Below are 25914 nucleotides of genomic sequence, written 5' to 3'. Positions count from 1 at the left end.
ATGAACCGCACACACACCGCCTGGGCCTGCGCCCTGTTACTGGTCGCGTTCAGCGCAGGGTCGGCATCGGCCGCCGCCGCCGCTCCCATCAGCGTGACGCACGCGTTGGGCACCACGCTGATCCAGCCGCCCGTACAACGCGTAGTCGCCCTGGACATGAACGAAGTGGATTTCCTCGACCAACTGGGCGTGCCAGTGGCCGGCATGCCCAAGGACTTCGTGCCGCAGTTTTTGCAACGCTACAAGGACGACGCGGCGGTGGTGGACACCGGCGCCATCGTCCAGCCGAACCTGGAGCGGGTGCACGCGGCCAAGCCGGACCTGATCCTGATCACCTCGTTGCAGGCCCCGCACTACGGCGAACTCAGTGAGATAGCGCCCACCGTGCATTTCGACGTGGATTACCGCGACAGCCAGAAGCGCCATATCGAAGTGATCAAGCAGCACCTGCTGACCCTCGGGCAGATCTTCGCCAAACAGGCCCTGGCGCAACAGCAGGTCGCCGCCCTCGACGGCAAGGTTGCAGAAGCGAAACGCATCACTGCCGACCGCCCCGAGCGCGCCCTGGTGGTGCTGCATAACAACGGCGCGTTCAGCTCGTTTGGCGTGCAGTCGCGCTACGGTTTTGTGTTCACCGAACTGGGGGTGAAACCGGCCAGCCCGACCGCCGAGGCCGGCTTGCATGGCCAGCCGATTTCCAGTGAATTCATCCAGCAGGCCAACCCGGACATTCTCTACGTGGTCGACCGCACGGCGGTGATGGAGCACCGGCCGTTGCTCAACGCGCACACCCTGGGCAACCCGTTGTTGCGCCAGACCAACGCCTGGAAAACCGGGCGCGTGGTGTTTGTCGATGCCGACGCCTGGTACGTCATGGCGGCCAGCCCGAGTTCGATCAAGCAAGTGATCGCCGATGTGCTCCAGGGCTATCAACCCTGATTCCAGGCGTTAACCCCGCTTCAAACTGCCAACACTAAAAAAACATCCCACCTTACGGAGCCTTCCATGACTCACCGTACACGTACCCCTGTGCCCGCTCGTCCGGGTTTTGCCCCCATGGCCTTGCTCGGGCTGGCGATCAGCAGCGCCCCCGCGTTCGCCGAAGAACTGGCGCAAGCCGAAGAAAACCGCGTGTCCACTTTGCCGGCGATTCGCGTCGAGGGTGAAGCGCCGGCCGCCGACCTGCCGCTGACCTATGCCGGTGACCAGGTGGCGTACGGCAGCCGGCTCGGCCTGCTGGGCAACAAGGACTTTATGGAAACGCCGTTCAGCACCATCAGCTACACGGAAAAGTACATCGCCGACCGCCAGGCCCAGACCGTCACCGATGTGATCGCCGCGACCGATCCGGCGGTGTTCAGCAATGGCCTGAAGGGCACCTACAGCGAGAACTATTCGATCCGTGGTTTTGCCACCAGCATCAGCGACGTGACCATCGACGGACTGTTTGGCGTGGCGCCGTACTACCGCATTTCGCCGGAGATGTACGAGCGTATCGAAGTGTTGAAAGGCCCGTCTGCGCTGCTCAACGGCATGCCGCCGGGCGGTTCGGTGGGCGGCATGGTCAACCTGGTGCCCAAGCGTGCCGGTGCGCAGCCGTTGACGCGTTTCACCACCACCTACATGTCCGACGCACAGTTCGGCGGCCACCTCGACGTAGGCCGACGTTTTGGCGATGAGCAGCAATTTGGCGTGCGCTTCAACGGCATGTACCGCGATGGCGACACCGCGACCGAGCATCAACAGCAGAAAGCCCAGTTGAATTCGTTGGGTTTGGATTGGCGCGGCGAGCGGGCGCGGCTGTCGGCCGATCTCTACAACAGCGAGGACCGTGTGCGCGGGCAAAACCGTGGGATCAGCCTGGCGGCGAATGTGGCCGTGCCCAAGCCGCCGAAGTCCGACACCTTGCTCAACCCGGACTGGGCGTTTGTCGATACCAAGGACCAGGGCGCGATAGTACGCGGCGAATTTGACCTGACTGAGCAACTGCTGGCTTACGCGGCGTTCGGCGCCAGCGAGACCCACTACCGCTACAGCGGTGCGATGTCGGCCCAGGTGATCAACAACGCCGGGGATTTGAAGACCACCATGGGCCAGCTGAAGATGGACATCGAGAAAACCTCGGGCGAGGCGGGGCTCAAGGGCAAATGGCAGACCGGGCCGGTCGGGCACCAGTGGGTGGTCAACGCCACGCGTTATGCCGACAAGCAAAAGGACTACGGCCGGCGTTGGGTGCCCGGTGCGGATTGGCTGACCAATATCTATCACCCAACCTGGGGCCCAGAGGCGCCGCGCAGCTTTGCGCCGGTGGCGCACACCGAATCCACGCTGACCAGCTACGGCGTGGCGGACACCTTGTCGATCCTTGACGACAAGGTGCAACTGACCCTTGGCGTGCGCCGCCAGAACGTGGTCACGGACACTTTCAATACCACCACCGGCGCCCGCAACAAGCCCGGCTATGACGAAAGCGCGACAACGCCCGCCGCAGCCGTGGTGGTCAAGCTCACGGAGCAGGTCTCGGTGTATGCCAACTACATCGAGGGCCTGAGCAAAGGCGCGATGGCGCCGATGACGGCGGCCAACTACGGCGATGTGTTCGCCCCGTATAAATCCAAGCAGAAGGAAATCGGCCTCAAGCTCGACCTGGGCACGTTTACCCACACCCTCAGCCTGTATCAGATCGAACGGCCGGGCAGCTCCACCGATCCGGTGACCAATGTGTTTTCCTTTGGCGGCGAGCAGCGCAACCGTGGGATCGAGTGGGGCTTCTTCGGCTCGCCTATCGACGATGTGCGCCTGATGGGCGGCGTGGCCCATGTTGATCCGAAAATCACCAAGTCGCCGGGGGGCGATGATGAAGGCAAGACGGCCACCGGCTTGCCCAAGCTGCAAGGCAAGCTCGGTGTGGAGTGGGACACGCCGCTGGTGTCCGGCCTGACGCTGACCGCCAACGCGACGGCGGTTTCCCAGCAATACATCAGTGATGACAACGCGCAGTCGATCCCCGGCTATACGATTTTCGACCTGGGCTCGCGGTATGCAATGCAGGTCGCCGGGCGGCCGGTGACCCTGCGTGGCGCCGTCACTAACATCACCGACAAGGCCTATTGGGGCATGCCGTTGACGTCCAGCCTGGGGCTGGGCGCACCGCGTACGTTCGAGTTGTCGGCGACGGTGGATTTCTGAGGATAAGACCGCAACCCGTGGCGAGGGAGCTTGCTCCCGCTGGACTGCGCAGCAGTCCCCGCTTGTCAAGCAAAGAGCAGGGGCCGCTTCGCGACCCAGCGGGAGCAAGCTCCCTCGCCACAGGGATCGGGTTGGTTTTAGAAGGCAATGCGCAACCCCAGCGTGCCTTGGCGGCCATTGAAAGCGTTGCTGTCCAGGTTGCGGTTGAAGCCCACTTCGCTGTAAAGGCTGACGCCCGGCGCCACGGTCAGGTTGGCGCCGAGGCTGATGCCCAGGGTGGTGGATTTCTGCTCGGTATCAATGTCGGTGACATCGGCAAACGTCACCGTGTTCTTGCCGCCCCGGGTGTGCCAGACATTGGCGCGGGCATAGGGTTGCAGCGGCATGCCATTGACCTCGTAGTCAGCGCGCAGGCGTACGCCCAGGCGGGTGGTGACGGTAGTGTCGGCTTTGTACGCAACGTCGGAGATACCGTCGTTCTGGCTGTCCAGTTTGGTCTTGCCAACGATCAATTGGGCCTGGGGCTCTACGACCCATTTGGCAGTCACCTGGAACGGCCGGCCAACTTCCGCCGAGGCCGAGACGTTGTGCCCATGGGTGTTCATTTTTACACCACGATCCGACTCGTTATGGCCGTCGAGGCGCGTGCCCATCAACACCATATCCAGATAGGCCTGGTCGGCACCAATCCACGTCACATACGCACCCAGGCTGTCGCCGCGCAGGGTGGTGCTGCCCGCGTCCTTGTCCTGCCAACCACCATTGAAACCTTTGACATCGCCCGTCAAGCGACTATGGCCGACGAAGAACCCGGCGTGCACAACCTGGTCGTCGTCAGTGCGGTGGGTGAACAGGTCAGTGCCCACTTGAAACCCGCTGATCGAGCTGTTGAGCGTGGGGCTGACCGTACCCGCAAAGCTTTGCCGGCTGTTGCTGCCGTACACCCGGCCCCAACCTGCGCGTAGAGGGTCGGTCTGTTGCTGGCTCTGTTCACCCATGCGTTCGTGGTAAGTGCTGAGCATGCGCTGGACGATTTGCTGGGCGGCAGGAAACAGTGCAGCGTAGATCGGTACTTCGGGGCGGTAGATAGGAATCGGCGTGATCCCCGGGTTGGGCGGCAGCGGCGGTTCGTCAGGGCCGGGGCTCGGGAGCGGGACGATAATCACCGGGTCCGGTGGGGCGACCGGTACGGTGGAGCGCAAGTAATAGTTCTCGGCCGTGCCAGCGGTGACTCCACCCTTGAACAAGCGATAGTCAAACGCCCCGGCAGACACCGGGCCGGCCAGCGTAAAAGCCCCGGCGCTGCCGCTGGCGCCGTTGGTGGCTTGCACCACTTGTATCCCGTCCAGCAATGTCGCCGCGCCCGCGCCGCCAAGGTTGGTGACGGTGACGCTGGTGCTACCGCTGATGGTGCCTTGGCTGATCACCAACTTGTCGCTGTGCGAACCGTCGGCACCCAATTCGCTTTGGAGCCGGAGTTTGCCGTTGTTGCCGTTGTAGTTGCCATTGACCGTCAGGGTATCGGTGGCGATGGCGCTGCCGGTTGTCATGTCGATGTTGCCATTGTTGTTCAGCGTCACGAGTTGGCCGGCGGTGAAGGGGCTGAGCACGCCGGTATCCACCAGCAACGTACTGCTGTCATTGACCGTCATTGCGCCGGTCTGGCTGCCAGGGTCACCGAACACAAGGGTGCCCCCGAGTCTGAAGGTGGACGCATTTTCCAGTGTCACCTGCTCCCAACTGGTATAGCGCCCCGGCGTTGCGGCCTGGGTGTTGTCGAACGTTAGCGTGTCGCTGCCCGTGCCGCCGTCAATCAGCGGCGTGGAAGAAAGGAGGGTTTCATTCAGGTTCTGCAATAGCGCTGTGTCGTTGTCGGGGCCGAGCAGAATAAACCCGTTGACTCGCCCACCGCCGATCCAACTGAAATGGTCGGCGCCGGTGCTCGCAAGAATTTGCCCGTTGATGGTGCCGCCGGTGACGGTGATGATGTCCGAACCGCCACTGGTGCTGACGTTGCCGCCGATGAAAGCGGTGCCTGAAATCAGAATGGTGTCGTCATCAAAGCCGGTCACCAGGTTATTGATGATGGTCCCGCCACTCATGTCGAAGATGTTTTTGTCGAGTTTCATATCCACCCGGAGGATCGAACCGCCGGTCATCTGGGCCTCATCTCCGTCTTCGAATGCACCTTTGATCGTGCCACCACTCATGAAGAACTTATCGCGCCCGTCGCCTTGGGCCAGCGAAGCAATTGTGCCGCCGCTCATGGAAAAGCTGTCAACGCCAGCCCCTTGGCTGACCGCCCCCGCCTGGCCGCCGCTGATTTGCACGACGTCGGCCCCCAAACCCAGGTTTATAGCGCCGTCGACCGTGCCTTTGTTCAAGCGAAAGATATTGGGGCCGTCGCCCATATTTATGTTGCCGGTGATGACCGTGTCCTGGGCGTCCAACTGCACCAGATCGCCGCCTGGGCCTAGCGTTATGTTGCCGGCGATCTGGCTATTGCCGCTGGGGAACAGCACCTGGTTGTCACCGGTAAGCGCGGTAATGCCGGGGTCGGTGCCGCTGGTGCAGGTAAAGATCTGGCCCGTGGGCCCGGCGGAGACGACGCAGGCTGCTGGGGCGAGGAGAGGCCATGCAACCAGGACTGCAGAGGTGGCGAACCCGAGGTACAGCGTGGGGAGTGTCCGTGCGCGCATGACCGGTCCTCGTGAAGAGGGGAGTTGTTCCAACACCGACGTTATTCGGTGTGGCCCAGACCATGACAACGTTATGCGCGATACGGATCAGGGACGACGGGTTACCTGTTCAAAAACACCGGCCAATGCAAAGGGTTGGCATGGGTTTCTCGACTGCACCTGAACCTGTGCAGCGTTTTTTGCACCTTAGTCGTGGATTGCACCTGCCGCCACTGTCAGAAATAACAGGTATAGACGAGTGGGCGCCTAGGCAAAAACGATTTCATAGGGCTCGCGCATGCGCTCCAGCAACACCTGGGCGAGCATCGGCGCCAGGCCGATCTCGGGGTCGCCGGCCAGTTGGCTGGCGTAGGCATGGGTGGCGTGCAGCTTGCGCGCCACGCTCCAGGTATCCAGGCGCACCTTGCGCGCGCGCTGCCAGGGAATCAGTGAGGTTTCCCGCGCCGGCCAGTGCCACGCCCAGATGGGCAGTTCGTAGTGGCGAGCGCCCACCAGGCTGCAGGCTTTGGCGCTGGCGCGGCCGACCACGTCATGGTCGTCGTTGCCGTCGTTGCGCCAGGTGCTGAAGACCACATCCCCTGGTTGCAGGTAGCGCGCGATAAATTGACTCAAGGGTTGTTCGCGCGCAGCCAGGGCGTTGTCGCAGAAGCCGCCGCGAATCCACTTCAAACTGTGCAGCGGCATGCCCAGGCGGCGCAGGGCCTCGACGCTCTCCTGGGGGCGCACCACACTCAAGCGGGCCGCCGGCCACACATGGGAGCCGGGATGGCTGGCGCTGCCATCAGTGACCGAGATCAGTTGCAGCGGGTGATCAAGGGTGCTCAGCAGTTGCAACAAGCCGCCGCAGGCCAGCACTTCATCGCCAGGGTGCGGGGCAATCACCACCACGCGGGTGCCCGGTGGCACCAGCGTGCTCGGATTGATCACGGGGATTTGCGCCAGCTGCGGCGCACTGTTCCAGATTTGCGCCGGGCCACGGCGGCCTTCGCTTAACGAGGCAAGCTTCATGGGTGTCACGTCCTTGTCGGTGAATGCGGGTCGTACCCCGTTGACGGGACGACGCTCTTTTATTCACCACAGGCTCCGCTGTGGTGATTGCGCGGCACTCCAATCCTGGATTGCCAGCAAGGCGTCCTCAGCATAGTCAAGGATTCGTCGCTTTTACATCTTGTAATGTCGTTTTTTTACAGACCTGGTGGCTGGGTCACGCCTCGTCCTCGTATTGCAGCTCGAACAGCAACAGCGAACGGCCGGTGACCGCGTACTCGTGATTGAAATCAAAGCGTTCCTGGCCACGTACCGAGGGCTGGTTGGTATCGACCATGCAGGTCCAGAAGCCGCCTTCCGGCACTGGCGGCAGGCGGAAATTGACCATGTCATGGTGGGCATTCACCACCAGCAACAAGGTGGCGTCGGCCCCGGGGCGGCGGATCCCGGTTTCCTGGGCGCGGCCATCCATCAGCATGCCCAGGCAGCGGCCATGGCTGTCGTGCCATTGCTCGGTGGTCATTTCGTTGCCGTCCGGCGCGAGCCAGGTGACGTCTTTGACGCCGATGTCTTCGTTGTAGTCGCCCACCAGGAAGCGCCCGCGCCGCAGGATCGGGTAAGCCAGGCGCAGCTTGATCAAGCGCTTGACGAACTTGAGCAGGGCCTTGCCATCGTCGTCCAGGTCCCAGTTGACCCAGCCGATTTCGCTGTCCTGGCAGTAGGCGTTGTTGTTGCCGTGTTGGGTGCGCGCGAACTCGTCACCCGCCACCAGCATCGGCGTACCTTGAGCGAGCAGCAGGGTGGCGAAGAAGTTGCGCATCTGGCGCAGGCGCAGCGCGTTGATTGCCGGGTCGTCAGTGGGGCCTTCGACACCGTGGTTCCAGGACAGGTTGTTGTTGCTGCCGTCCTGGTTGTTCTCGTCGTTGGCTTCGTTGTGCTTGTCGTTGTACGACACCAGGTCATGCAGGGTGAAGCCGTCGTGGGCGGTGATGAAATTCACCGAACTGTAGGGGCGACGCCCGCGATGGTTGAACATCTCGCCGGAGGCGGTCATGCGCGCGGCAAAGTCGGCCAGCTGGCCGTCATCGCCTTTCCAGAAGGCGCGCACGGTGTCGCGGAAACGGTCATTCCATTCCACCCAGCCCGGTGGGAAGTTGCCGACTTGATAGCCGCCAGGGCCGCAGTCCCAGGGCTCGGCGATGAGTTTGAGCTGGCGCAATACCGGGTCCTGGCGGCAGGCCACGAGGAAGCTGTGGCGCTCGTCGAAGCCGTCGCGGTAACGGCCGAGGATGGTCGCCAGATCGAAGCGGAAACCATCCACGTGCATCTCGTTGGCCCAATAGCGCAGGGAGTCGGTGACCATTTGCAGCACGCACGGGTGGCTCAAGTCCAGGGTGTTGCCGGTGCCGGAATCGTTGATGTAGAAGCGCTTGTCATCGGGCATCAAGCGGTAGTACGAGGCGTTGTCGATACCGCGCATGGACAGGGTAGGGCCGCGCTCGTTGCCTTCGGCGGTGTGGTTGTAGACCACGTCGAGGATCACTTCGAGTTTCTGCTCGTGCAGGTGCGCGACCATTTCCTTGAACTCGGCGATCTTGCCGCTGGCCAGGTAACGCGGGTCGGGGGCGAAAAACGCGATGCTGTTGTAGCCCCAATAGTTGGTCATGCCTTTTTGCAGCAGGTGCTGGTCATTGACGAAGGCATGCACGGGCAGCAGTTCTACCGATGAAACGCCGAGCTGGCGGATGTGCTTGAGCACATCATCTTCCATCAGCCCGGCGCAGGTGCCGCGTACCGCTTCGCCCACCGAAGGGTGGCGCATGCTGATGCCGCGCAGGTGGGTTTCATAGATGATCGTGCGGTCCCACGGCACGCGCACCGGTTGATCGTTGCCCCAGGTGTGCGCCGGGTCGATGACCTTGCACTTGGGCACGAAAGGCGCGCTGTCGCGTTCGTCGAAACTGAGGTCGTCGTCCGGGTGGCCGATGGTGTAGCCGAACAGCGCCTCGGACCATTTCAGCTCGCCCACCAGCTGTTTGGCGTAGGGGTCGATGAGTAATTTGTGGTGGTTGAAGCGGTGGCCGTTGGCTGGGTCATACGCACCGTACACGCGGTAGCCGTAGATCAGCCCTGGGTGGGCGTCGGGCAGGTAGCCGTGGAAGGTTTCGTCGGTGTATTCAGGCAGCTCGATACGTTCCAGCTCGACCTCGCCGGTGTCGTCGAACAGGCACAGTTCAACCTTGGTGGCGTTGGCCGAGAACAGCGCAAAATTGACGCCCAGGCCATCCCAGGTGGCGCCGAGGGGGAAGGGCAAACCTTCACGAATGCGCGACGGCTCGTCTTTGGGCGTCGGCGGGGTTTTGTCGGGTTTGCTCATGGGGTGCTCCTGCAAAAGGGTTTTCTCGAGGCGAACGCGGCCTAGCTGACAGTGGTCAGGTCAACATCGGATTTAGATTGAAATGCGTCCCCTGTGGGAGCGGGCTTGCTGTGGCGAGGGAGCTTGCTCCCGTCCGACAGCGCAGCTGGAGCCGGCTTTTTGGGGGCGCTTCGCACCCCAGCGCAAGCAAGCTTGCTCGCCACAAAAAGCCCGCTCCCACAGGGAATCGGTGTTTAGCCGGCGGGCTTGCGCGGTGCCTTGGGTTTTTTCTCGGCCGCAGGCTTGGCCGCTGCTGGCTTGGGCTTGGGCGGCGCTTTTGGCTTGGCCTTAGGCTTACTCGGCGTCAACGCTTCCGCCTCCGCCAGCTTGCGCGCCATCTCCCAATGCCGCGTGTCCTGGCCGTGGGGTTTGCCTTCCGACTCCCAGATCTGATGGGCCAGTTCCCGTATGCGTTTGTCTTCAGTACTCATCGCAATGCTCCTCACAGAAAATTTTCAGCTTTCTTGATCATCAGGATTGATAAAGACATTGACCGGGAAATCCCCCAGGGCAGTGCTTAGCGCCAGCTCCTTGTTTGGTGTGACTGCGCCTGTGTGGAAAAGTCCCTTCCATTTTTGTGCCGTGGCGGCGAACGGTAGTACGACCCGCGTATCGCCCCAAACCTGCGCATTGATCAGGGGTTGCACACCGTTTTCAAGCAAGTGATGAGACCAGCGCGGCACCACCACCACGAGGTGTTTGCCCTGATGTTCACGGGCGAACGCAACAACGTGTGCGGCGTGTTTGCCCAGCACTTGCAACGGCAGGTAGCGGCCGCTGCGAAACAGCCCGGGATGGGCCTTGCGCAAGGCCAATGCCTGGGCGATCACGGCTTGTTTGATACGCCCGTCGCGCCAGTGCGACAACAGTTCGCCGATGTCCGGTGGGGTGTGCAGGGCCTGTTGGCGTGCGTCGAAGTCCACCGGGCGACGGTTGTCCGGGTCCACCAGGCTGAAGTCCCAGAACTCGGCGCCCTGGTACAGGTCCGGTACACCCGGCACGGTGATGCGAAGCAAGGATTGCGCCAGCCCGTTGATCGCGCCGGCGCGGGCGATCACCTCGGCGGCGTCGCCGATGGCCGTGCGCAGCGGCTGCCCGGCGTCGCTTTGCAGCAAGTGCGTGAGGAAGGCTTCGACGCCTTGCTCATAGGCCTCGTTGGGCGCGCTCCAGCTGCTGTGCAACTTGGCTTCGCGCAGGGCTTTTTGTTGCCACTGCCAAAGGCGCGATGGATAGTCGGCGAAGTCTGCGTCCAACGGCCAGCTGCCCAACAGCACTTGATAGAGGATCAACTCATCGCCCGCCGAAGGGCTGGTGTCACTGCGCAACGGCGCCGCTAGGCTGCGCCAATGCTCCACCTGTTCGACGTACCACGGCGCGCATTCGCTGAGCACCGCCAGGCGCGCACGGCTGTCTTCGCCGCGTTTGTGGTCATGGGTGGCGGTGGCCAGCAAGTTGTCGGGAAAGCTGTGCAGGCGTTGCTGGTTGGCGGCATGGAAATCGGCCAGCGGCGCACTGAACTGCTCGGTGCTGAAGCCCACATCGTTGCGCGACAGCAGCACTGCCGAGCGATAGAACGCGGTGTCTTCCACGGCCTTGGCGGCGGCGGGCGAGGTCAGTTGCTGAAAGCGCACGCAGGCATGCTTGAGGATCTTGCGCTCACGGCCCACCGGGCGATCGCGCCACGGCTGGCCGCCGAGCCAGTTGGCCAGGTGATCGAGCACCGGCCAGTCGCCTTCGCCCAAGGTGCTGCGGGCACCGTCCATGGCCTGCTGGAACAGTTTGTCATCGGCGGCGCTGCGGCCTCGGGCACTGATATAGGTGCGGTACACCGGAAAGTGCACGATCAATTCCTGCAAGGCGCGCCGGATCGCGCCGAGGGTCAAGTCGCGGGTCATCACATCGTCGCGGGCTACTTGCAACAGCGCCTGGGCGACGCTTTCAAAGTCGCCACCGAGGGAGCCATTGAGGATTTGCTGGCGGGCCAGTCGCGCTTCTTCGATAAACGCCGAGGGGCGCTCGCTGTGGCGGCTCCACAGATCGGCCAGCGGGGCGAAGCCGTCGGGGTGATGTTGCAGCAACGACAGCTGGTTCATGAATTCGTAGCCGGTGGTGCCGTCCACTTGCCAGTCTTCACGCAGCGTTTCGCCTTCGCCGAGGATCTTCTCGACAAAGATCGGCAAGTGCCGCCCCGGCGCCAAGGCGTCCACGCGACGGCGCAGCTTGCGGCAGTAGCCCCGTGGGTCGGCGAGCCCGTCGATATGGTCGATGCGCAGGCCATCCACCAAGCCTTCGTTGATCAGTTCGAAGATCTTGCCGTGGGTGGCTTCGAACACGGCGCTGCGTTCGACCCGCAGGCCGCCCAGTTCATTGACGTCGAAGAAGCGCCGCCAGTTGATGTCGTCCGCCGCGGTGCGCCAGCTGGCCAGGCGGTAGGCCTGTTGCTCCAGCAAATGGTGCAGGCGCGCGAAGTCGAATGCCGCCAGTTGTTGCTCGATGGCGTGCAGCACCGCCGCGTCAGTGGCGCGCTCGGCCAACGCCTGCTTGAGCCATGCGGCCTCGTGGTAGGCATCGTCCTGATCGGCGAGGGCGCTGAAGCGTTCGGCCATGGGCTTGAGCAATACCCCGGTGCCGAGGATCTCGGCGTAATCCCGGGGGCAGATCGGGAAGCGATGCTCGTAATGCGCGACATAAAACGCGCCGTGAGCCGCATCAAACTGCAGGGTCACGGTGCCGCTCTGCAAGGCTTCGCCGTAGTCGCTGCCGAGAAAAGGCATGAGCAACTGACCCTTGAGCAGTGGGTCTGGCGAGTGCCACTGGATATCGAAGAATTCGCTGTAGGGGCTCAAGCGTCCCCATTCCAGCAGGTCCAGCCACCACGGGTTATCCGCGCCGCCGACGGCCATATGGTTGGACACGATATCGAGGATCAGCCCCATGTCGTGGGCCCGCAGCGCTGTCACCAGGCGGCGCAATGCTGCTTCACCGCCCAGCTCTGGATTGACCTGGGTTGGGTCGACCACGTCGTAGCCATGCATGGAGCCAGCGCGCGCACTGAGCAGCGGCGAGGCATACAGGTGGCTGATGCCCAGCGCGGCGAAGTACGGCACCAGCGGCACCGCGTCATCCAGGGTAAACCCGGCGTGGAATTGCAGGCGTTGGGTGGCCCGTAGCGGCAGGTCTGTCATCGGTCACGCTCGTGGGCCTGGTTGCGGGCCACGGCCAACAGTTCCAGGCGGCGGGCGGCGCCGGCGTTGTCGAGCAGGCTGGAGGCTTCGCCCGCCAGGCGGCGGCGCCAATTCGGGTGGGTGTCGAGGGTGCCCGGCAGGTTGGCTTGTTCCTCCACGCCGAGGGCATCTTCCAGCGGCAGCAATACCAGCGGCGCCCTGGTGTGGCCGAGGTAGCGCACGCTGGCGTCGATCATATGGTCGGTATCGTTGCGGATTTCATCGACGAAATTCTGTGGGTCCTGGCTCAAGGCCTGGCGCAGCGCCTGGCGTTCGCGCAGGCGGTGTTCGCTCCATTGCTCCACGGTGGGCGCGTCGATCAGGCCCAGCTCGATATTCCACTCGATATCGCGGCTGTGCCACCAGCCGTTGAGGGTCGGCAAGTCGTGGGTGCTGGTGGTGGCGAGGGCGTTGTCGGGCCAGTCGAGGATGGGTTTGAACTGGCCGTCGTGGCCTTGTTCGAACAGCAGCACGCGCATGCCGAGAATCGAGCGGCCGCTGAGTTTTTCGCGCAGGCCGTCGGGCACGGTGCCGAGGTCTTCACCGAGGACGATGGCCTGGTGGCGGTGGGATTCCAGGGCCAGCAGGCGCAATAAATCGTCCACCGGGTAATACAAGTACGCGCCTTCACGCGGCGAGGCACCCATGGGGATCACCCACAGGCGTTGCAGGCCCATCACATGGTCGATGCGTAAGCCACCGGCGTGGGCGAAGTTGGCCCGCAGCATCTCGATAAAGGCGCGGAAGCCGTTGCGCTTGAGGCCTTCGGGGGAGAACGCGGAAATGCCCCAGCCCTGGCCGGCGCGGTTGAGGATGTCGGGCGGTGCGCCCACAGTGAGATTGGCGAGCAGTTCATCCTGGCGGCTCCAGGCCTGGCTGCCACCGCCGTCGGCGCCCACAGCGAGGTCGGCGATCAGACCGACGCCCATGCCGCTGCCGCGGGCGGCTTGCTGTGCGCGTTCGAGGCTGCGTGCGATCAGCCACTGGCTGAAGGCGAAGTAGCCGATTTCGTCGCGATGTTCCTCGGCGAACTGCGTAAGTGCCGGGCTTTGCGGGGTGCGCCATGCTTCGGGCCAGTGGCGCCAGTCGAGGTCTTCGCCGGCGGCGGCGCGCAGGGTTTGCACGGCTTCGAAGCGGCAGTGGTTTTCCAGGGCTTCGCCGCCGGCCTGGCGGAAGCTGAGGAAGTCGGCGTGTTGCGGGTGCTCGCCGTGGCGGAAGTCTGCATACAGCGCGCGCAGCAGGCGTTGCTTGGCCTGGGCGGCGGCGGGCCAGTCGATCAGGTCGAGTTGTTCGAGGCGGTGCAGCTCTTCGCTCAGGCCGATGGCTTCAATCGCATTGCGCACTTCGCGCTCGCCGAGGATGCAGGCGGGCGAGGCGTACAGGCTGTTGAGGAACAAGCGGCTGGACGGCGAATACGGGCTGTAGCGCGTGGTGTCGGCGCTGAACATCGCGTGCATCGGGCTGATCGCCAGGGCGTCGGCGCCGCGTTCGGCGGCGGCGCGGGCCAGGTGTTCCAGGGCCAGGGTGTCGCCGAAACCGCCATCGCCGAGGCGGCGCAGCGCATAGAGCTGGGCGCTGAGGCCCCAGGCGCGGGCAGGGTCGCTGTTGACGGCTTCGGCCACGCTGTAGCAGTGGGTGGGGGCGACGGCGAGGGTGAAGGTCTGGTCGGCGATATGCACCTGGTGATAACCGAGGGCGATGACGCCGGGCAGCACCGCGTCGCCATCCAAGCGCAGCTCCAGGGTTTCGCCGTCTTCCAGGCTGACCCGGCACAGGGTGTCGGGCTCGAAGTAGCGCGCCAGGTCGAGGCCGGCGCCGCTGTCGATGGTCATCAGCGGCGGCAGGTGTTTGGCGTGTTGCACCTGCTCCAGTTGCAGCAGGCTGGCGTCGATCTCGGCGTCGCTGTCGGCCGGGTGGCCCAGGCCCTTGAGCACGGCGCGCAGGGCGTCAGGTTGTACACGTTGCGGGCGGCCGTTTGCGTCGATCCAATCGACGGCCAGGCCCGCTCGGCTGGCGAGGATTTCCAGGTTCGCTTCGCTCAAGGGTGCTCTCCAACAGGGGATAGGGTGACGCGTGCGCTGTAGGGCGGCAGGTGCGCGCCTTGGTGCGCAGGCGTTTCGAATAGCAGGTGGGTGCTGGCGGGATGATCGAGGGCGGTGGCGCTGAGGTTGAGGTCGATCTGCAACAGGCTGCCGTTGCCCAGGCGCCAGCGCGCACTGACCGCGCCGTCGGCCAGCACCTGCGCGCCCAGCGCCACGCTGCCGGGGAGGTGCGGCATCAGGTGCTGATGGCGCAGGCTGAGCAGGTGGCGATAGAGATCGCTATGTTCGCTGGCGGCAAACGTGGGGGTCGATTGGGCAAAGGTGGCCGGGGCGTTCGGATCGGGAATGCGTGCGCGCAGCGCCGGGTCGTGGAACGCGGCGAAGTCGGCAAACTCGTTGCGCCGGCCTTCGCGCACGGCGTCGGCCAGTTCGCCGTGGTGGTCGGTGAAAAACAGGAACGGCTCGCGGGCGTTGACCTCATCGCCCATGAACAGCAGCGGGATCATCGGCGACAGCAGCAACAAGGCGGTCGCGGCGCGCAGTGCCTGGGGCGAACAGAGTTGGTGCAGGCGTTCGCCAAGGGCGCGGTTGCCGATCTGGTCGTGGTTCTGCAAGAACAACACAAAGGCGCTGGGCGGCAGGTGCGCGCTGGGTTCGCCGCGCGTGTGGCCGTGGCGGGTGGTTTCGCCTTGGTAGATAAAACCTTCGCCCAGGCAGCGCGCCAGTTTGGCCGTGGTGTCGCGGGCGAAGTCGCTGTAGTAGGCGTCGGTTTCGCCGGTGAGCAACACGTGCAGGGCGTTGTGGCCGTCGTCGTTCCACTGCGCGTCGAAGTCATGCTCCAGCAGGTTGGCCTGGTTGAATTCGTTTTCCAGCACCAGCCAGACGTGACGGCCAATATCCACTTGCTGGCGCACACGCCGGGCGAGGGTTGTCAGGAAGTCCGGGTTATCGATGGCATGCACGGCGTCCAGGCGCAGGCCGTCGAAGCGGTATTCCAGCAGCCACATCAACGCATTGTCGAGGAAGAAGTCACGCACTTCGCGGCGTTCAAAGTCGATGCCGGCGCCCCACGGCGTGTGCACGTCTTCGCGAAAGAAGCCTTGGGCGTATTGGCCGAGGTAATTGCCATCGGGGCCGAAGTGGTTGTAGACCACGTCGAGGATCACCGCCAGGCCGTGTTCGTGGGCGCTGTCGATCAGGTGCTTGAGCTGCTCGGGCGTGCCGTAGGCGGCGTGGGGCGCGTAGGGTAAGACGCCGTCGTAGCCCCAGTTGCGCTCGCCGGGGCATTGCGCGAGCGGCATCAATTCAATCGCCGTTACGCCCAGCTCGGCCAGGCGCGGCAGGTGTTGCTCCACGCCGGCGTAGCCGCCCAGCGCGCCGACATGCAGCTCGTAGATCACCGCTTCATGCCACGGCCGGCCTTGCCACTGGCTGTGGCGCCAGGGGTAGGCGAGCGGGTCCACCACCAGGCTCCAGCCGTGTACATCCGAGGCCTGGGCGCGGGACGCGGGGTCGGGGACATCCCGTTCCCCGTCGATATTGAAGCGGTAGCGGGTGCCTGCCGCGCAGGCGATCTCGCTTTCAAACCAGCCTTCTGCCTGGGGCAGCATGGCGATGGACTTGCCGTTTTCCAGTTCAACGCTGACGTAATACGCATCTGGCGCCCACAAGGCAAAACGCGTGTGTTGCGCGTCCAGCATGATTGCGCCGTGGGGCCAGGTTTCCAGAGTCCGTGACGGCATCTATAGAGACCTCCCAGGTTTATTTAGCGGATTTCCCCAGGGCCTTGGCCACCAGTTGCTCGTACAGGTCGGCGTAGGGTTCCACCGCCTGGCACCAGTTGAAGGGTTGAGTCATGGCGCGGCAACGCATGGCGTTGAGCAGGCGCGGGAAGGCGAAGACCTTGAACGCGCGGCTAAGCGCTTCCCTGTAGCTGTCCACGGTGGACTCATTGAACAGGAAGCCAGTGACGCCATCCTCGATGGTGTCCGCCAGCCCGCCGGTATTGCGCGCCACCGGCAGCGAACCGAAGCGCTGGGCGTACATCTGGCTCAGGCCGCACGGCTCGTAGCGCGACGGCATCAGCAGGAAGTCGCTGCCGGCGAACATGCGCCGGGCGTCGGTTTCGTTAAAGCCGATGCGCACCCCAACCTGGCCGGGGAAGCGCAACGCCAGTTCGCGCATGGCCTGTTCTTCTTCCGGTTCGCCACGGCCGATAATCGCGATCTGCCCGCCCTGTTCGACGATAAAGCTGGCCACGGCTTCGGTGAGGTCGAGGCCTTTCTGATAGACCAGGCGCGAGACCACGGCAAACAGCGGGCCGCTGGAGTCGTCCAGGCCAAACAGATTGCGCACATGGGCGGCGTTGATCGCCTTGCCGTCCCAGTCGCCGATATTGAAGTTGTGGGTCAGGTGGCTGTCGGTGGAGGTTTCCCAGCTTTCATCGATGCCGTTGGGGATACCACTGAGCAAGCCTTGCTGGGTCTTGCTGGCGAGGAAGCCATCGAGGCCGCAGCCGAATTCGGGGGTGGTGATTTCCTGGGCGTAGGTCGCGCTCACCGTGGTGATATGGCTGGAATACGCCATGCCGGCCTTGAGAAACGACATCTTGCCGTAGAACTCCATGCCTTCCTGTTGCAAGGCGTGGGGTGGAATGCCCAGCTCCGGCGTCGAGGCCAGGCTGACCACGCCTTGATAGGCGAGGTTATGGATGGTGAACAGGGTCGGCGTGCGTGACCCACGCCAGTGCATATACGCCGGGGCCAGGCCAGCGGGCCAGTCGTGGGCGTGCACCAGGTCCGGGCACCAGTGGATCTGCGCGAGGTTGGCGGCCATGTCGGCGGCGGCCAGGCCGAGGCGGGCGAAGCGGATATGGTTGTCCGGCCAGTCGCGGCCGTTGTTGGCGCCGTAGGGCGTGCCTTCGCGCTCGTACAGTTCGGGGCAGATCAGCACATAGATGACCAGGCCATCCTTTAGGTCCATGCGCCCGATCTTGCACGGCGGCAGCGCCGCGTGGCCGCCCAGTTCGCCGATGATATGGATCGGGTTGTCGCTTTCCATCACCTGCGGGTAACCGGGGATCAACACGCGCACATCATGCAGATGGGCCATGGCGCGGGGCAGGGCGGCGGAGACGTCGCCCAGGCCGCCGGTTTTCACCAGGTCGGCGAATTCGGAGGTGACGAACAGGACTTTCTTGCGATTGGGATTCTGACTCACGACCGGCCGCGAAGTGGCTGGCAGATCGATCAATGAAGACCCCTCTACCGGCTGACTGACACGCTCTCCCTGAACATCTACAGCGGCACTGATCATAGTTCTCTCCCACATGTTGGTTGGCTAATGGCCCGCTGCCATCAGCTCCGATGACCGCTTCCTGCGGTCAGGCGCACAAGCACTGTACAAACTGGCAAGGCGTATGCCAGTTGCACGTTTTGCTCGAAAAGATTGGATGGACGGGCGTTGGGTGTGAACCGCGTGCGCTCGCCTTACTTTAAAACTGGACCTACGGCAGAGTTGGAAAGTTTCGATTTTTTGCGGGGTTTTTGTTTTCGAACGGACCCATCGGTCATCAGTCTAGGACAGATCCTAGAGCTCGTAGGGTTTGTGAGAGAATTTTGTAGGACAAAAAACTTGTAACCATATGCCGCCTTGAAAAAGCCTTTGCTGTGGCGAGGGAGCTTGCTCCCGCTGGGGCGCGAAGCGGCCCCAAAAATCTTGGGAGCGCTGCGCACTCCAGCGGGAGCAAGCTCCCTCGCCACAGAGGTGCATACGCCTCAAAATGGTGCGTCAGCCAAGCACGCGAATGGGCGTGTCGTTGGCCCAGGCCTGGATGTCTTCGATCATTTGCCCATAGAACTGCCGGTAATTCTGCTCGCTCACATAGCCCACATGGGGCGTGGCCAGCACATTGGGCAAGCGGCGGAACGGGTGATCCAGCGGCAGCGGTTCATCGGCGAACACATCCAGTGCGGCGCCGGCCAGTCGGCCACTTTCCAGCGCGTGGATCAGCGCCTGTTCATCCACGATCGGCCCGCGTGCGGTGTTGACCAGGCGCGCGCCCGGTTTCATCCAGCCCAGCGCTTGTGCATCCACCAGGCCTCGGCTGCGGTCGCTGAGTACCAAGTGCACGGTGAGGATGTCCGCCTGTTCGAACAGCCGTTGTTTGCTGACCCAGGTAACACCGGCTTGCGCCGCGCGCTCGGGCGTGAGGTTTTCGCTCCAGGCGATCACGCGCATGCCGAACACCTGGGCAAATTGCGCGACTTTCTGGCCGATGCTGCCCAGGCCGAGAATGCCCAGGGTCTTGCCATGCAGGTCGCCGCCCAGGCCGACTTGCCAGCCACCGGCGCGCAGGGAGTTGGCTTCGGCCACCAGGTTGCGGGTCGAGGCCATGATCAGCGCCCAGGTCAATTCCGGTGCCGCCTGTTTATAGCTATCGGTGCCGCACACCTGGATACCCAGGGCCTTGGCGGCGGGAATGTCGATGGCAGCGTTGCGCATGCCGCCGGTTACCAGCAGCTTGAGTCGGGGCAAGCCTTGCAGCAGGGCCTGGTCGAAGGTGGAGCGCTCGCGCATCACGCAAATCACGTCGAAGCCCCGCAAACGGTCGATCATCGTGGCGGTATCCGCCGGGTAATCGTGCAGGAAGTGCACCTGGCCCACACTGGCCAGCACCGACCAATCCACTACACCACTGGCGACCTGCTGCCAATCATCAATGACTGCAATCTGTACCGACATTCACGCGTACCTCGAACAAGGTGGGATGAGTAGTCGGCGAATTAAGCAGGGATTGGCACCCAGTGCAAGGTCACGGCGGCGAGCACGGCGTAGCGCAGGCTTTTCGCCACGGTCACCAGCAACAGAAAGCGCCACAACGGCTCGCGCATCACCCCAGCCACCAGGGTCAGCGGGTCGCCAATGATCGGCAGCCAACTGAGCAGCAAGGTCCAATGGCCCCAGCGCTGGTAATGCCGGCGCGCCTTGTCCAGCTGTTGGTCGCTGACCGGAAACCAGCGCCGCCCCTTGAAGTGCTCGACCCAGCGCCCCAGCCACCAGTTGGCCAGCGAACCGAGGACATTGCCCAGGGTGGCAACCCCCAGCAGCAGCCACAGGCTGTAATGCCCGCTGAGCAGCAGGCCCACCAGCACGGCTTCCGATTGCAACGGCAACAAGGTCGCGGCGCCAAACGCCGCGAGGAACAGCCCCAGGTAGCCGGCGATCATTGCGCCGGGTAGTCAGCCACCACTACATCTTTACCTTCACGGGTCAGGCCGATGACTTGATAGGCCTCGCTGCGGCCGTCCACTTCCATGCCGGGCGAGCCCATCGGCATGCCCGGTGCGGCAAGGCCCAGTAAATCGTCGCGCTTGCGCAAGGCCAGCACCTGCTCGGCGGGCACGTGGCCTTCGACAAACTTGCCGTCGATCACGGCGGTATGGCACGAACCCAGGCGCGGGGCGACGCCGAGGCGTTGCTTGACGGCGCTCATGTCGGCTTCGACGTGGTCATTGACCTTGAAGCCGTTGCTTTCCAAGTGGCTGATCCATTTTTTGCAGCAGCCGCAATTGGCGTCGCGGTGCACGTCGATGGGGATCAGGTCGGCCGCCTGGGCGAGGGTGGAGGTGAACAGGGCGGACAGCAGGGCCAAGCGCAATGGGGTTTTCATGATGGGCTCACACGGTGATGGTCGGGGCGATCATGCCGACGTCATCGCAGGCAAGCCAGCTCCCACTGGGGGGAGCTGTGGCGGTAATGTTTCTAAATTATACAAAGGGTGGGTTTTCCAGCCGATGCTTGAGCTGGTCCAGGGCAATCGCCGACAGTTCGAGCATGCGCTCCTGCAAGGTGGCCAGTTGCAATTCGGTTTCATAGATCAGCACACGCTTGAACAGGGTGCCGTCGCGGTGGGGCTGCAAGAAGTAGTGAATCGAGCCGTCAACGGCCAGGGAGGTGAACACGGTCTTGAATTCGCTGGGGTGCCGGGCAATTTGCACGCGGTAGCTCATGGGCACGCGTACGCCCAGCAGGTCGATGTACTCGGTAAAGCGCGCGCCGACGGGGAGGGAACCGAGGGTGCCGGTGTCGGCACTGAGGGAGGTGGGGTGCCATTCGTGCCAGCGATCGGGCTGGGTAACGTAATCGTAGACGGCTTCGATAGGGGCCTGGATAAAGCGTTCTTGACTGATCCGCTCCAAGCGGACCGACTGCTCGACAGCGCGCATTGCACACCTCCTGTGTGGCGTTCTTAGCACTGGGAACTGTCAGAATAGTCCGACTCCCGCGCTTTGCACGGGAGTACGCGAGCAATTGATCAACGGACTTTGAAGCGACTCATCAGGGCGATTACCCGGCCATTGGCGTCCAGCAGGCTTTGGGTATTGGTTTCGGTGGCGTGCCCGCTTTGCACCAGTTCTTCGACCATATGGCGGATGTGCACCATGCTGCGGTTGATCTCTTCGGTGACCGCGCTTTGTTGCTCGGCGGCGGTGGCGATCTGCGTGCTGAGGTTGTTGATATGGCTGACGGAGCCGGCCATCTCATCCAGGCCGGTGTTGACCCGGGCCGTGGCATCGGCCGCCGACTGGCAACTGGCCTGGGTATTTTCCATGGCCGCCACCGACGTGCTCACCCCGCTGGTCAGGCGCGCGAGCATCTCGTTGATCTGCGAGGTGCTGGCCTGGGTGCGCGCCGCCAGTGCGCGCACTTCGTCCGCGACTACGGCAAAGCCCCGGCCTTGTTCGCCGGCCCGCGCCGCCTCGATGGCGGCATTGAGCGCCAGCAAGTTGGTCTGGCCGGCAATCGCGCCGATCACACCGAGGGTTTCAGTGATGCGTGCGGCGTCCTGGCGCATGTTTTCTACGCTGTGGGTAGCGCTGGACACTTCGCCGATCAAGGCGCTGACGCTGTTGGACGCTTCGCCCACCACCACGCGGGAACGGTCGGCGTGTTCGTTGGCGCGTTGGGTAAACGCCGCGGTTTCGGCGGCGTTCTGCGCGACGGTGTCGGCGGTGGAGCTCATTTCGGTGATGGCGGTGACGGTCTGGTCGGTCTCCGAGGCGTGGCGTACCAGGATCTGGTTGGTCTGCGCCGACGTCTGCTGCAACTGCGCAAGGCCCGACGACATGGCGGCGGTGGCCTGGGTCACTTCGCCGATCATGTTTTGCAGGTAGACGATAAAACGGTTCACCGAATGGCCGATGGCCCCCAGTTCGTCCTCGGCGCGGATGGTGATGCGGCGCGTCAGGTCGGCATCGCCGGCAGACAACGCGTCGATATTGCTCTTCAGCGACTTCATGCGCTGCACCAGTTGGAGGATCGCGTAGACCTGCAACAGCACCAGCAACAACACCATGGGAATTTGCAGCAGGGCCAGGCTGCCCAGTACGTCATTGCGCTGGGCGGTGATCAGCGACGTGGGCAGGGCGGTGGCGAGGAACCACGGCGTGCCTTCGATCGGGCGCATATAGAAGGTGCTGGCGACGCCGCCGTTGTCGAACTCGGCGCGCTGCAACCCTTGGTTGTGCTGGGCCAGGGCTTTGCTGACCTGGGCGGCAAAGGCCGAGGTGCCGGTCAGTTCGCTGATGTTCTTCAACACCACCGGGCCGCTGATGCGCGAGCTGTTGCTGATGATCTTGCCGTCAGCTTCGACGATGAGCATTTGCCCGCCGATGTCTTTTTCCTTGCTGGCCACCAGGTCATTGAAGAAACCCAGGGTCACGTCGATGGTCGCCACGCCGTACGCGGCGCCGTCACGCTGGATGGCCATGGCGCAGTTGGTGCGCGGCTCCTGGCTGGCGTCGTCTTTATACGCGGCAGCCCAGGCGCATTGGCCGCGCGGCGAGGCGAGGCCGCCTTTGTACCAGCTCTGGTCGTAGTAGTTCGGCGCGGGGTCGCTGTTCCAGAAGGTGTTGACCGCCAGCTTGCCCGAGGCATCGCGGTGCCAGAACGTGCTGTGTTTGTTGCGCCCCGGGGTGCGCTGGTTGGGCAACGGCCAGATGCCGCCGCCAAAGACTTTCAGCTCGCCATACTGGTCCACCAGGCCCGGCAGGACCTTGTCGATGGCATCGCTGTCGAGCAGGGGAATGGTTTGGGTGATGGTGCGTTGCTGGGCTTGAACCTTGTTCAGTTCGCCCTGGATCTGTTCGGCCACTTCGCTGACGCGGTTGAGCACCACCTGTTCTTCGGTGTGCTGCAACTTGGGCGCGACCAACTGGCCGATGCCGACGACGGTCAAGACAAATAACACCAGGACGAACAGCACCAAAAACAGGGTGTAGCGGGCTTGGATGGAGCGCAGTGCAGGCATGGGGGGTCGTCCTTACGAAGCGTTTATTATTCACGCGGCTTTGTTGGAGCTTCGTAGGGCTATCGGCTTGGGTATCAGGAGCTTTAGGTACGTTCGTGCAAGAAAGTCGAGGCGCCGTTTGCCGGCGCCTCATCTTTATATGTCCAGCATCGCCATGACCGCTTCGGGGTAGCGCAGGCCGGCGGTTGCCTGTGCCGGGAAGATTGCTTCCAGCGCGGCCAATTCGTCAGGCGCCAGGGTGATCGACAGGGCCTTCACGTTTTCTTCCAGGTATTTGCGCTGCTTGGTCCCGGGGATCGGGATGATGAAATCGCCCTGGGCCAACACCCATGCCAGCGCCAGTTGCCCGGCGGATACGCCTTTGTCTGCCGCCAGCGCCTGCACCTGGTTCACCAGCAGCAAGTTTTTCGCAAAGTTATCGCCCTGGAAGCGCGGGCTGAAACGGCGGTAATCGTCCGCCGCGAAATCATCCGGGCTGTTCAATGCTCCGGTGAGGAAGCCACGGCCCAGCGGGCTGTACGGTACAAAAGCGACGCCGAGGCGCTGGCACGCCGCGAGGCAGCCGTTGTCTTCCTGGTCGCGGCTCCAGAGCGAATATTCGCTTTGCAGGGCGCTGATGGGATGGACCTTGTGCGCCCGTTCCAGGGTGGCCGCAGACGCTTCACTGAGGCCCAGGTAACGCACCTTGCCTTGGGTGACCAGTTCGGCCATGGCGCCGACGGTTTCTTCGATGGCCACTTCGGGGTCGATGCGGTGTTGGTAGTAGAGGTCGAGGGTGTCCACGCCGAGGCGGCGCAAGGTGCCGTCGATGGCCGCGCGGATGTATTCGGGGCGGCCATCGACGCCGCGCAGCGCCGGGTTGGCCGGGTCGCGGACGATGCCGAACTTGCTCGCCAGGAACACCTGGTCGCGCTTGCCGGCGATGGCCTGGCCGATCAGGCTTTCGTTGGTGTGGGGGCCGTAGATGTCGGCGGTGTCGAGGAAGTTGATCCCCAGTTCCAAGGCGCGGTGCAAGGTCGCGATGGCCTCTTGGGTGTTGGTGCCAGTGGTATAGAAATCGGTCATGCCCATGCAGCCGAGGCCGATGGCGGAGACAAGGGGGCCGTTTTTGCCAAGTTGACGGGTGTGCATGGGTGCAGCTCCTGGGTGGGGTAGGACGCTATTGTTACCCTCGACAAAACCTGGATAAACCGGCTAAAACAGCTATCACTATTCGTAAATTCTAAATAATCGACAGGGAAGGCTGCCTTGGACCGTTTTAATGCGATGCGCGTGTTTACTCGGATCGTCGAATTGGGTGGCTTCGCCAAGGCCGCCGACAGCCTGCAACTGCCGCGCGCGTCGGTGACGGTGCTGATCAAGCAGTTGGAAGCGCACCTGGGTGTGCAGCTGTTGCAGCGCACCACGCGTCAAGTCAGCCCTACGTTGGATGGCGCCGCGTATTACCAGCGCTGCGTGCGCTTACTGTCAGACCTTGAGGAAACCGAGGCGGTATTTTCCGTCAGTCGCCAGAGCCCACGGGGCACCTTGAGCGTGGACATGCCCTCCGGCATCGGGCGGTTTATCGTGATCCCGGCGTTACCGCAATTTACCGCGCGTTACCCGCAGATCGAGCTGGAGATCGGCCTCAATGACCGCCCGGTGGACCTCATCCGCGAAGGGGTGGACTGCGTGCTGCGCGGTGGCCCGCCGCTGGATGAATCGCTGGTGGCGCGGCCCTTGGCGATGATGGAACAGGTGACCCTGGCCAGCCCCGCCTACCTGGAACGCATGGGTGTGCCCACTTCCCTTGACGAGTTGGTGGCCCATCACCAGATGGTCGAGTACGTTTCCAGCACCAGCGGCAAACGTTTTGGCCTGGAGTTTCAGCTGGGCAGCGAGCTGCGCGCGATCAATCTGCCCAAGCGCATTGCGGTCAACAGCGCCGATGGCTACTTCGCGGCGTGCGCGGCCGGATACGGCCTGATCCAGGCACCGCATTACCACGCCATGCGCCAATTGGCCGAGGGCACGTTGGTGCCGGTGTTGGCCAAACTGCCGGTGCCGGAAATGGCGCTGACGGCTTTGTACCCGCCACACCGGCAGTTGTCCCAGCGGGTGCGAGTGTTTGTGGATTGGCTGGTGGAGTTGTGCGCGTCCCCGGGCCTGGGGTTGCGTCGATAACGTCAGCGTCAGGCAAGCCAAAGCGCGTCATCGCCTGTAACATGGGGCCTGGCCGACCCTGGCGCATCCCTGGCAAGGGTGATGGGCTTGGCGTGTGTCGGCGAAATACAGTGGCTACATTCTCAAGATTCAGGAACCGTCATGACTCAAAAGCAACGTTTGAAATATTCGATTCTGATTGCCCTCACGGTACTGGCGACGATGTTTGGCTTGTCCTACCTGCAGAACATCGGGGCCATCAGCGAGAAAACCTTCCAGTACATCGCGATTTCCGTCGCCGTGATCGTGGTGGTGATCAACGGCATCATGCGCCGCAAGGTCAAGCCCAACTTCTGAGTCAGGCGCGGCCTTCGAGTACCTTGGCAGCCTCTGCATGGAGGCTGTAGCTTTTATCGGCATTGAGGGTGATCACGCCCTCGCTGCACAGGCGCTTGAGCACCTCACGCACGCTGAGAAACGACAACGGAATGCCCAGCTCCAGCAAATGGCTGTGCACGCCGCGTACCCCGAGGGTGCGCTGGTTGTCGGCGGCCGTGAGCAGGGCGTCGATGACCTTCAGCCGGATCAGGCTGGTGCGTAGGCCAAAATACTTGAGCAAATGGCGAATCCGTTGGTTGCCTTGCTGTTCCGGCGCCTTGCCAAAGGCGTGGCCGCCGTTGCCAAACGTGGCCTCGGCGGCGGGTGAATGTCCATCCGTGGGCAGTTGCGAGTTGTACATGCAATAAAACTCCTTATCAGAGCCTGATCAGGAAAATGAGCGCTCTTAGTTAATAAGACGAACGAGCAGCCGAAATCATGAAGTTTTAGATGTGTAAATTTCGTCAGTATCGGTTTTGTCACGGCGATTAAGCCTTTGCCTGCCTAAATTGTTCCCGGTCAATTG

Annotated in this window: 19 protein-coding genes and 1 pseudogene; 4 read left to right on the top strand and 16 right to left on the bottom strand. The window is 63.2% G+C overall.

Annotation, left to right across the window (positions count from 1 at the left end; all coding sequences use genetic code 11):
* The gene (locus ACU688_RS14675) at positions 1–939 is read left to right on the top strand and encodes a siderophore ABC transporter substrate-binding protein (protein WP_448185317.1); all 939 of its coding nucleotides are present in this window, start codon (positions 1–3) and stop codon (positions 937–939) included.
* Positions 940–1005: 66 nt separating this feature from the next.
* Complete coding sequence (locus ACU688_RS14670; RefSeq protein ID WP_448185316.1) at positions 1006–3189, top strand: TonB-dependent receptor; 2184 nt, start codon at positions 1006–1008, stop codon at positions 3187–3189.
* 137 nt (positions 3190–3326) lie between these two features.
* On the opposite strand, the gene ACU688_RS14665 is transcribed toward ACU688_RS14670, so the two are convergent.
* The 15 genes and pseudogenes from ACU688_RS14665 to ACU688_RS14600 form a co-directional block, all read right to left on the bottom strand.
* Positions 3327–5888, bottom strand: a complete 2562-nt coding sequence (locus tag ACU688_RS14665) for an autotransporter family protein (RefSeq protein ID WP_448185315.1) — start codon at positions 5886–5888, stop codon at positions 3327–3329.
* A 246-nt stretch (positions 5889–6134) separates the two neighbouring features.
* On the bottom strand, positions 6135–6896 hold the full coding sequence (locus tag ACU688_RS14660; RefSeq protein WP_448185314.1) for a PIG-L deacetylase family protein: 762 nt from the start codon (positions 6894–6896) through the stop codon (positions 6135–6137).
* Between the two features lie 196 nt (positions 6897–7092).
* A complete protein-coding gene (gene glgX / locus ACU688_RS14655; RefSeq protein ID WP_448185313.1) occupies positions 7093–9252 on the bottom strand; it encodes a glycogen debranching protein GlgX in 2160 nt (719 codons plus the stop codon).
* Between the two features lie 233 nt (positions 9253–9485).
* Positions 9486–9722 carry a DUF2934 domain-containing protein gene (locus ACU688_RS14650; protein WP_448185312.1) on the bottom strand — a complete coding sequence of 79 codons (237 nt, stop codon included), beginning with the start codon at positions 9720–9722 and terminating at the stop codon, positions 9486–9488.
* Positions 9723–9746: 24 nt separating this feature from the next.
* The gene (locus tag ACU688_RS14645; RefSeq protein ID WP_448185311.1) at positions 9747–12476 is read right to left on the bottom strand and encodes a malto-oligosyltrehalose synthase; all 2730 of its coding nucleotides are present in this window, start codon (positions 12474–12476) and stop codon (positions 9747–9749) included.
* Positions 12473–14557, bottom strand: a complete 2085-nt coding sequence (gene malQ / locus ACU688_RS14640) for a 4-alpha-glucanotransferase (RefSeq protein WP_448185310.1) — start codon at positions 14555–14557, stop codon at positions 12473–12475. Before malQ ends, ACU688_RS14645 begins: the two co-directional genes overlap by 4 nt.
* Positions 14554–16299, bottom strand: coding sequence for a malto-oligosyltrehalose trehalohydrolase (gene treZ / locus ACU688_RS14635; RefSeq protein ID WP_448185309.1), 1746 nt, complete (start codon positions 16297–16299; stop codon positions 14554–14556). The genes malQ and treZ overlap by 4 nt, the downstream gene beginning before the upstream one ends.
* A gap of 19 nt (positions 16300–16318) precedes the next feature.
* Positions 16319–17872: a glycogen synthase GlgA gene (gene glgA / locus ACU688_RS14630; RefSeq protein WP_448185308.1), complete on the bottom strand. Its 1554-nt coding sequence runs from the start codon at positions 17870–17872 to the stop codon at positions 16319–16321.
* A 474-nt stretch (positions 17873–18346) separates the two neighbouring features.
* Positions 18347–19300: a D-2-hydroxyacid dehydrogenase family protein gene (locus ACU688_RS14625; RefSeq protein WP_448185307.1), complete on the bottom strand. Its 954-nt coding sequence runs from the start codon at positions 19298–19300 to the stop codon at positions 18347–18349.
* A 41-nt stretch (positions 19301–19341) separates the two neighbouring features.
* The gene (locus tag ACU688_RS14620) at positions 19342–19785 is read right to left on the bottom strand and encodes a YqaA family protein (protein ID WP_448185306.1); all 444 of its coding nucleotides are present in this window, start codon (positions 19783–19785) and stop codon (positions 19342–19344) included.
* Positions 19782–20228, bottom strand: a complete 447-nt coding sequence (locus tag ACU688_RS14615; protein ID WP_017735722.1) for a DUF411 domain-containing protein — start codon at positions 20226–20228, stop codon at positions 19782–19784. The genes ACU688_RS14620 and ACU688_RS14615 overlap by 4 nt, the downstream gene beginning before the upstream one ends.
* Positions 20229–20325: 97 nt before the next feature.
* On the bottom strand, positions 20326–20784 hold the full coding sequence (locus ACU688_RS14610) for an SRPBCC family protein (protein ID WP_448185305.1): 459 nt from the start codon (positions 20782–20784) through the stop codon (positions 20326–20328).
* 89 nt (positions 20785–20873) lie between these two features.
* Positions 20874–21686 carry a methyl-accepting chemotaxis protein gene (locus ACU688_RS28090; protein WP_491723749.1) on the bottom strand — a complete coding sequence of 271 codons (813 nt, stop codon included), beginning with the start codon at positions 21684–21686 and terminating at the stop codon, positions 20874–20876.
* Positions 21687–21734: 48 nt separating this feature from the next.
* A pseudogene (locus tag ACU688_RS28085) lies at positions 21735–22868 on the bottom strand (HAMP domain-containing protein); the annotation flags it as partial.
* Between the two features lie 135 nt (positions 22869–23003).
* Positions 23004–23999 (bottom strand): aldo/keto reductase, encoded by a 996-nt coding sequence (locus ACU688_RS14600; protein ID WP_448185303.1) that lies wholly within the window; start codon positions 23997–23999, stop codon positions 23004–23006.
* 117 nt (positions 24000–24116) lie between these two features.
* Here ACU688_RS14600 and ACU688_RS14595 point away from each other — a divergent pair, with 117 nt between their 5' ends.
* Complete coding sequence (locus tag ACU688_RS14595) at positions 24117–25031, top strand: LysR family transcriptional regulator (protein WP_448185302.1); 915 nt, start codon at positions 24117–24119, stop codon at positions 25029–25031.
* Positions 25032–25172: 141 nt separating this feature from the next.
* Complete coding sequence (locus tag ACU688_RS14590; RefSeq protein WP_124527649.1) at positions 25173–25367, top strand: hypothetical protein; 195 nt, start codon at positions 25173–25175, stop codon at positions 25365–25367.
* A 1-nt stretch (position 25368) separates the two neighbouring features.
* Here the strand turns inward: ACU688_RS14590 and ACU688_RS14585 are convergent, their stop codons facing one another.
* Positions 25369–25749, bottom strand: a complete 381-nt coding sequence (locus tag ACU688_RS14585; RefSeq protein WP_207042928.1) for a fe2+ zn2+ uptake regulation protein — start codon at positions 25747–25749, stop codon at positions 25369–25371.
* Positions 25750–25914 lie beyond the last annotated feature (165 nt).

Source organism: Pseudomonas acericola (SeqCode) (assembly GCF_053456465.1).
Note: the sequence above shows the minus strand (reverse complement) of the source record. Positions and strands in the feature narration are given on the sequence as shown.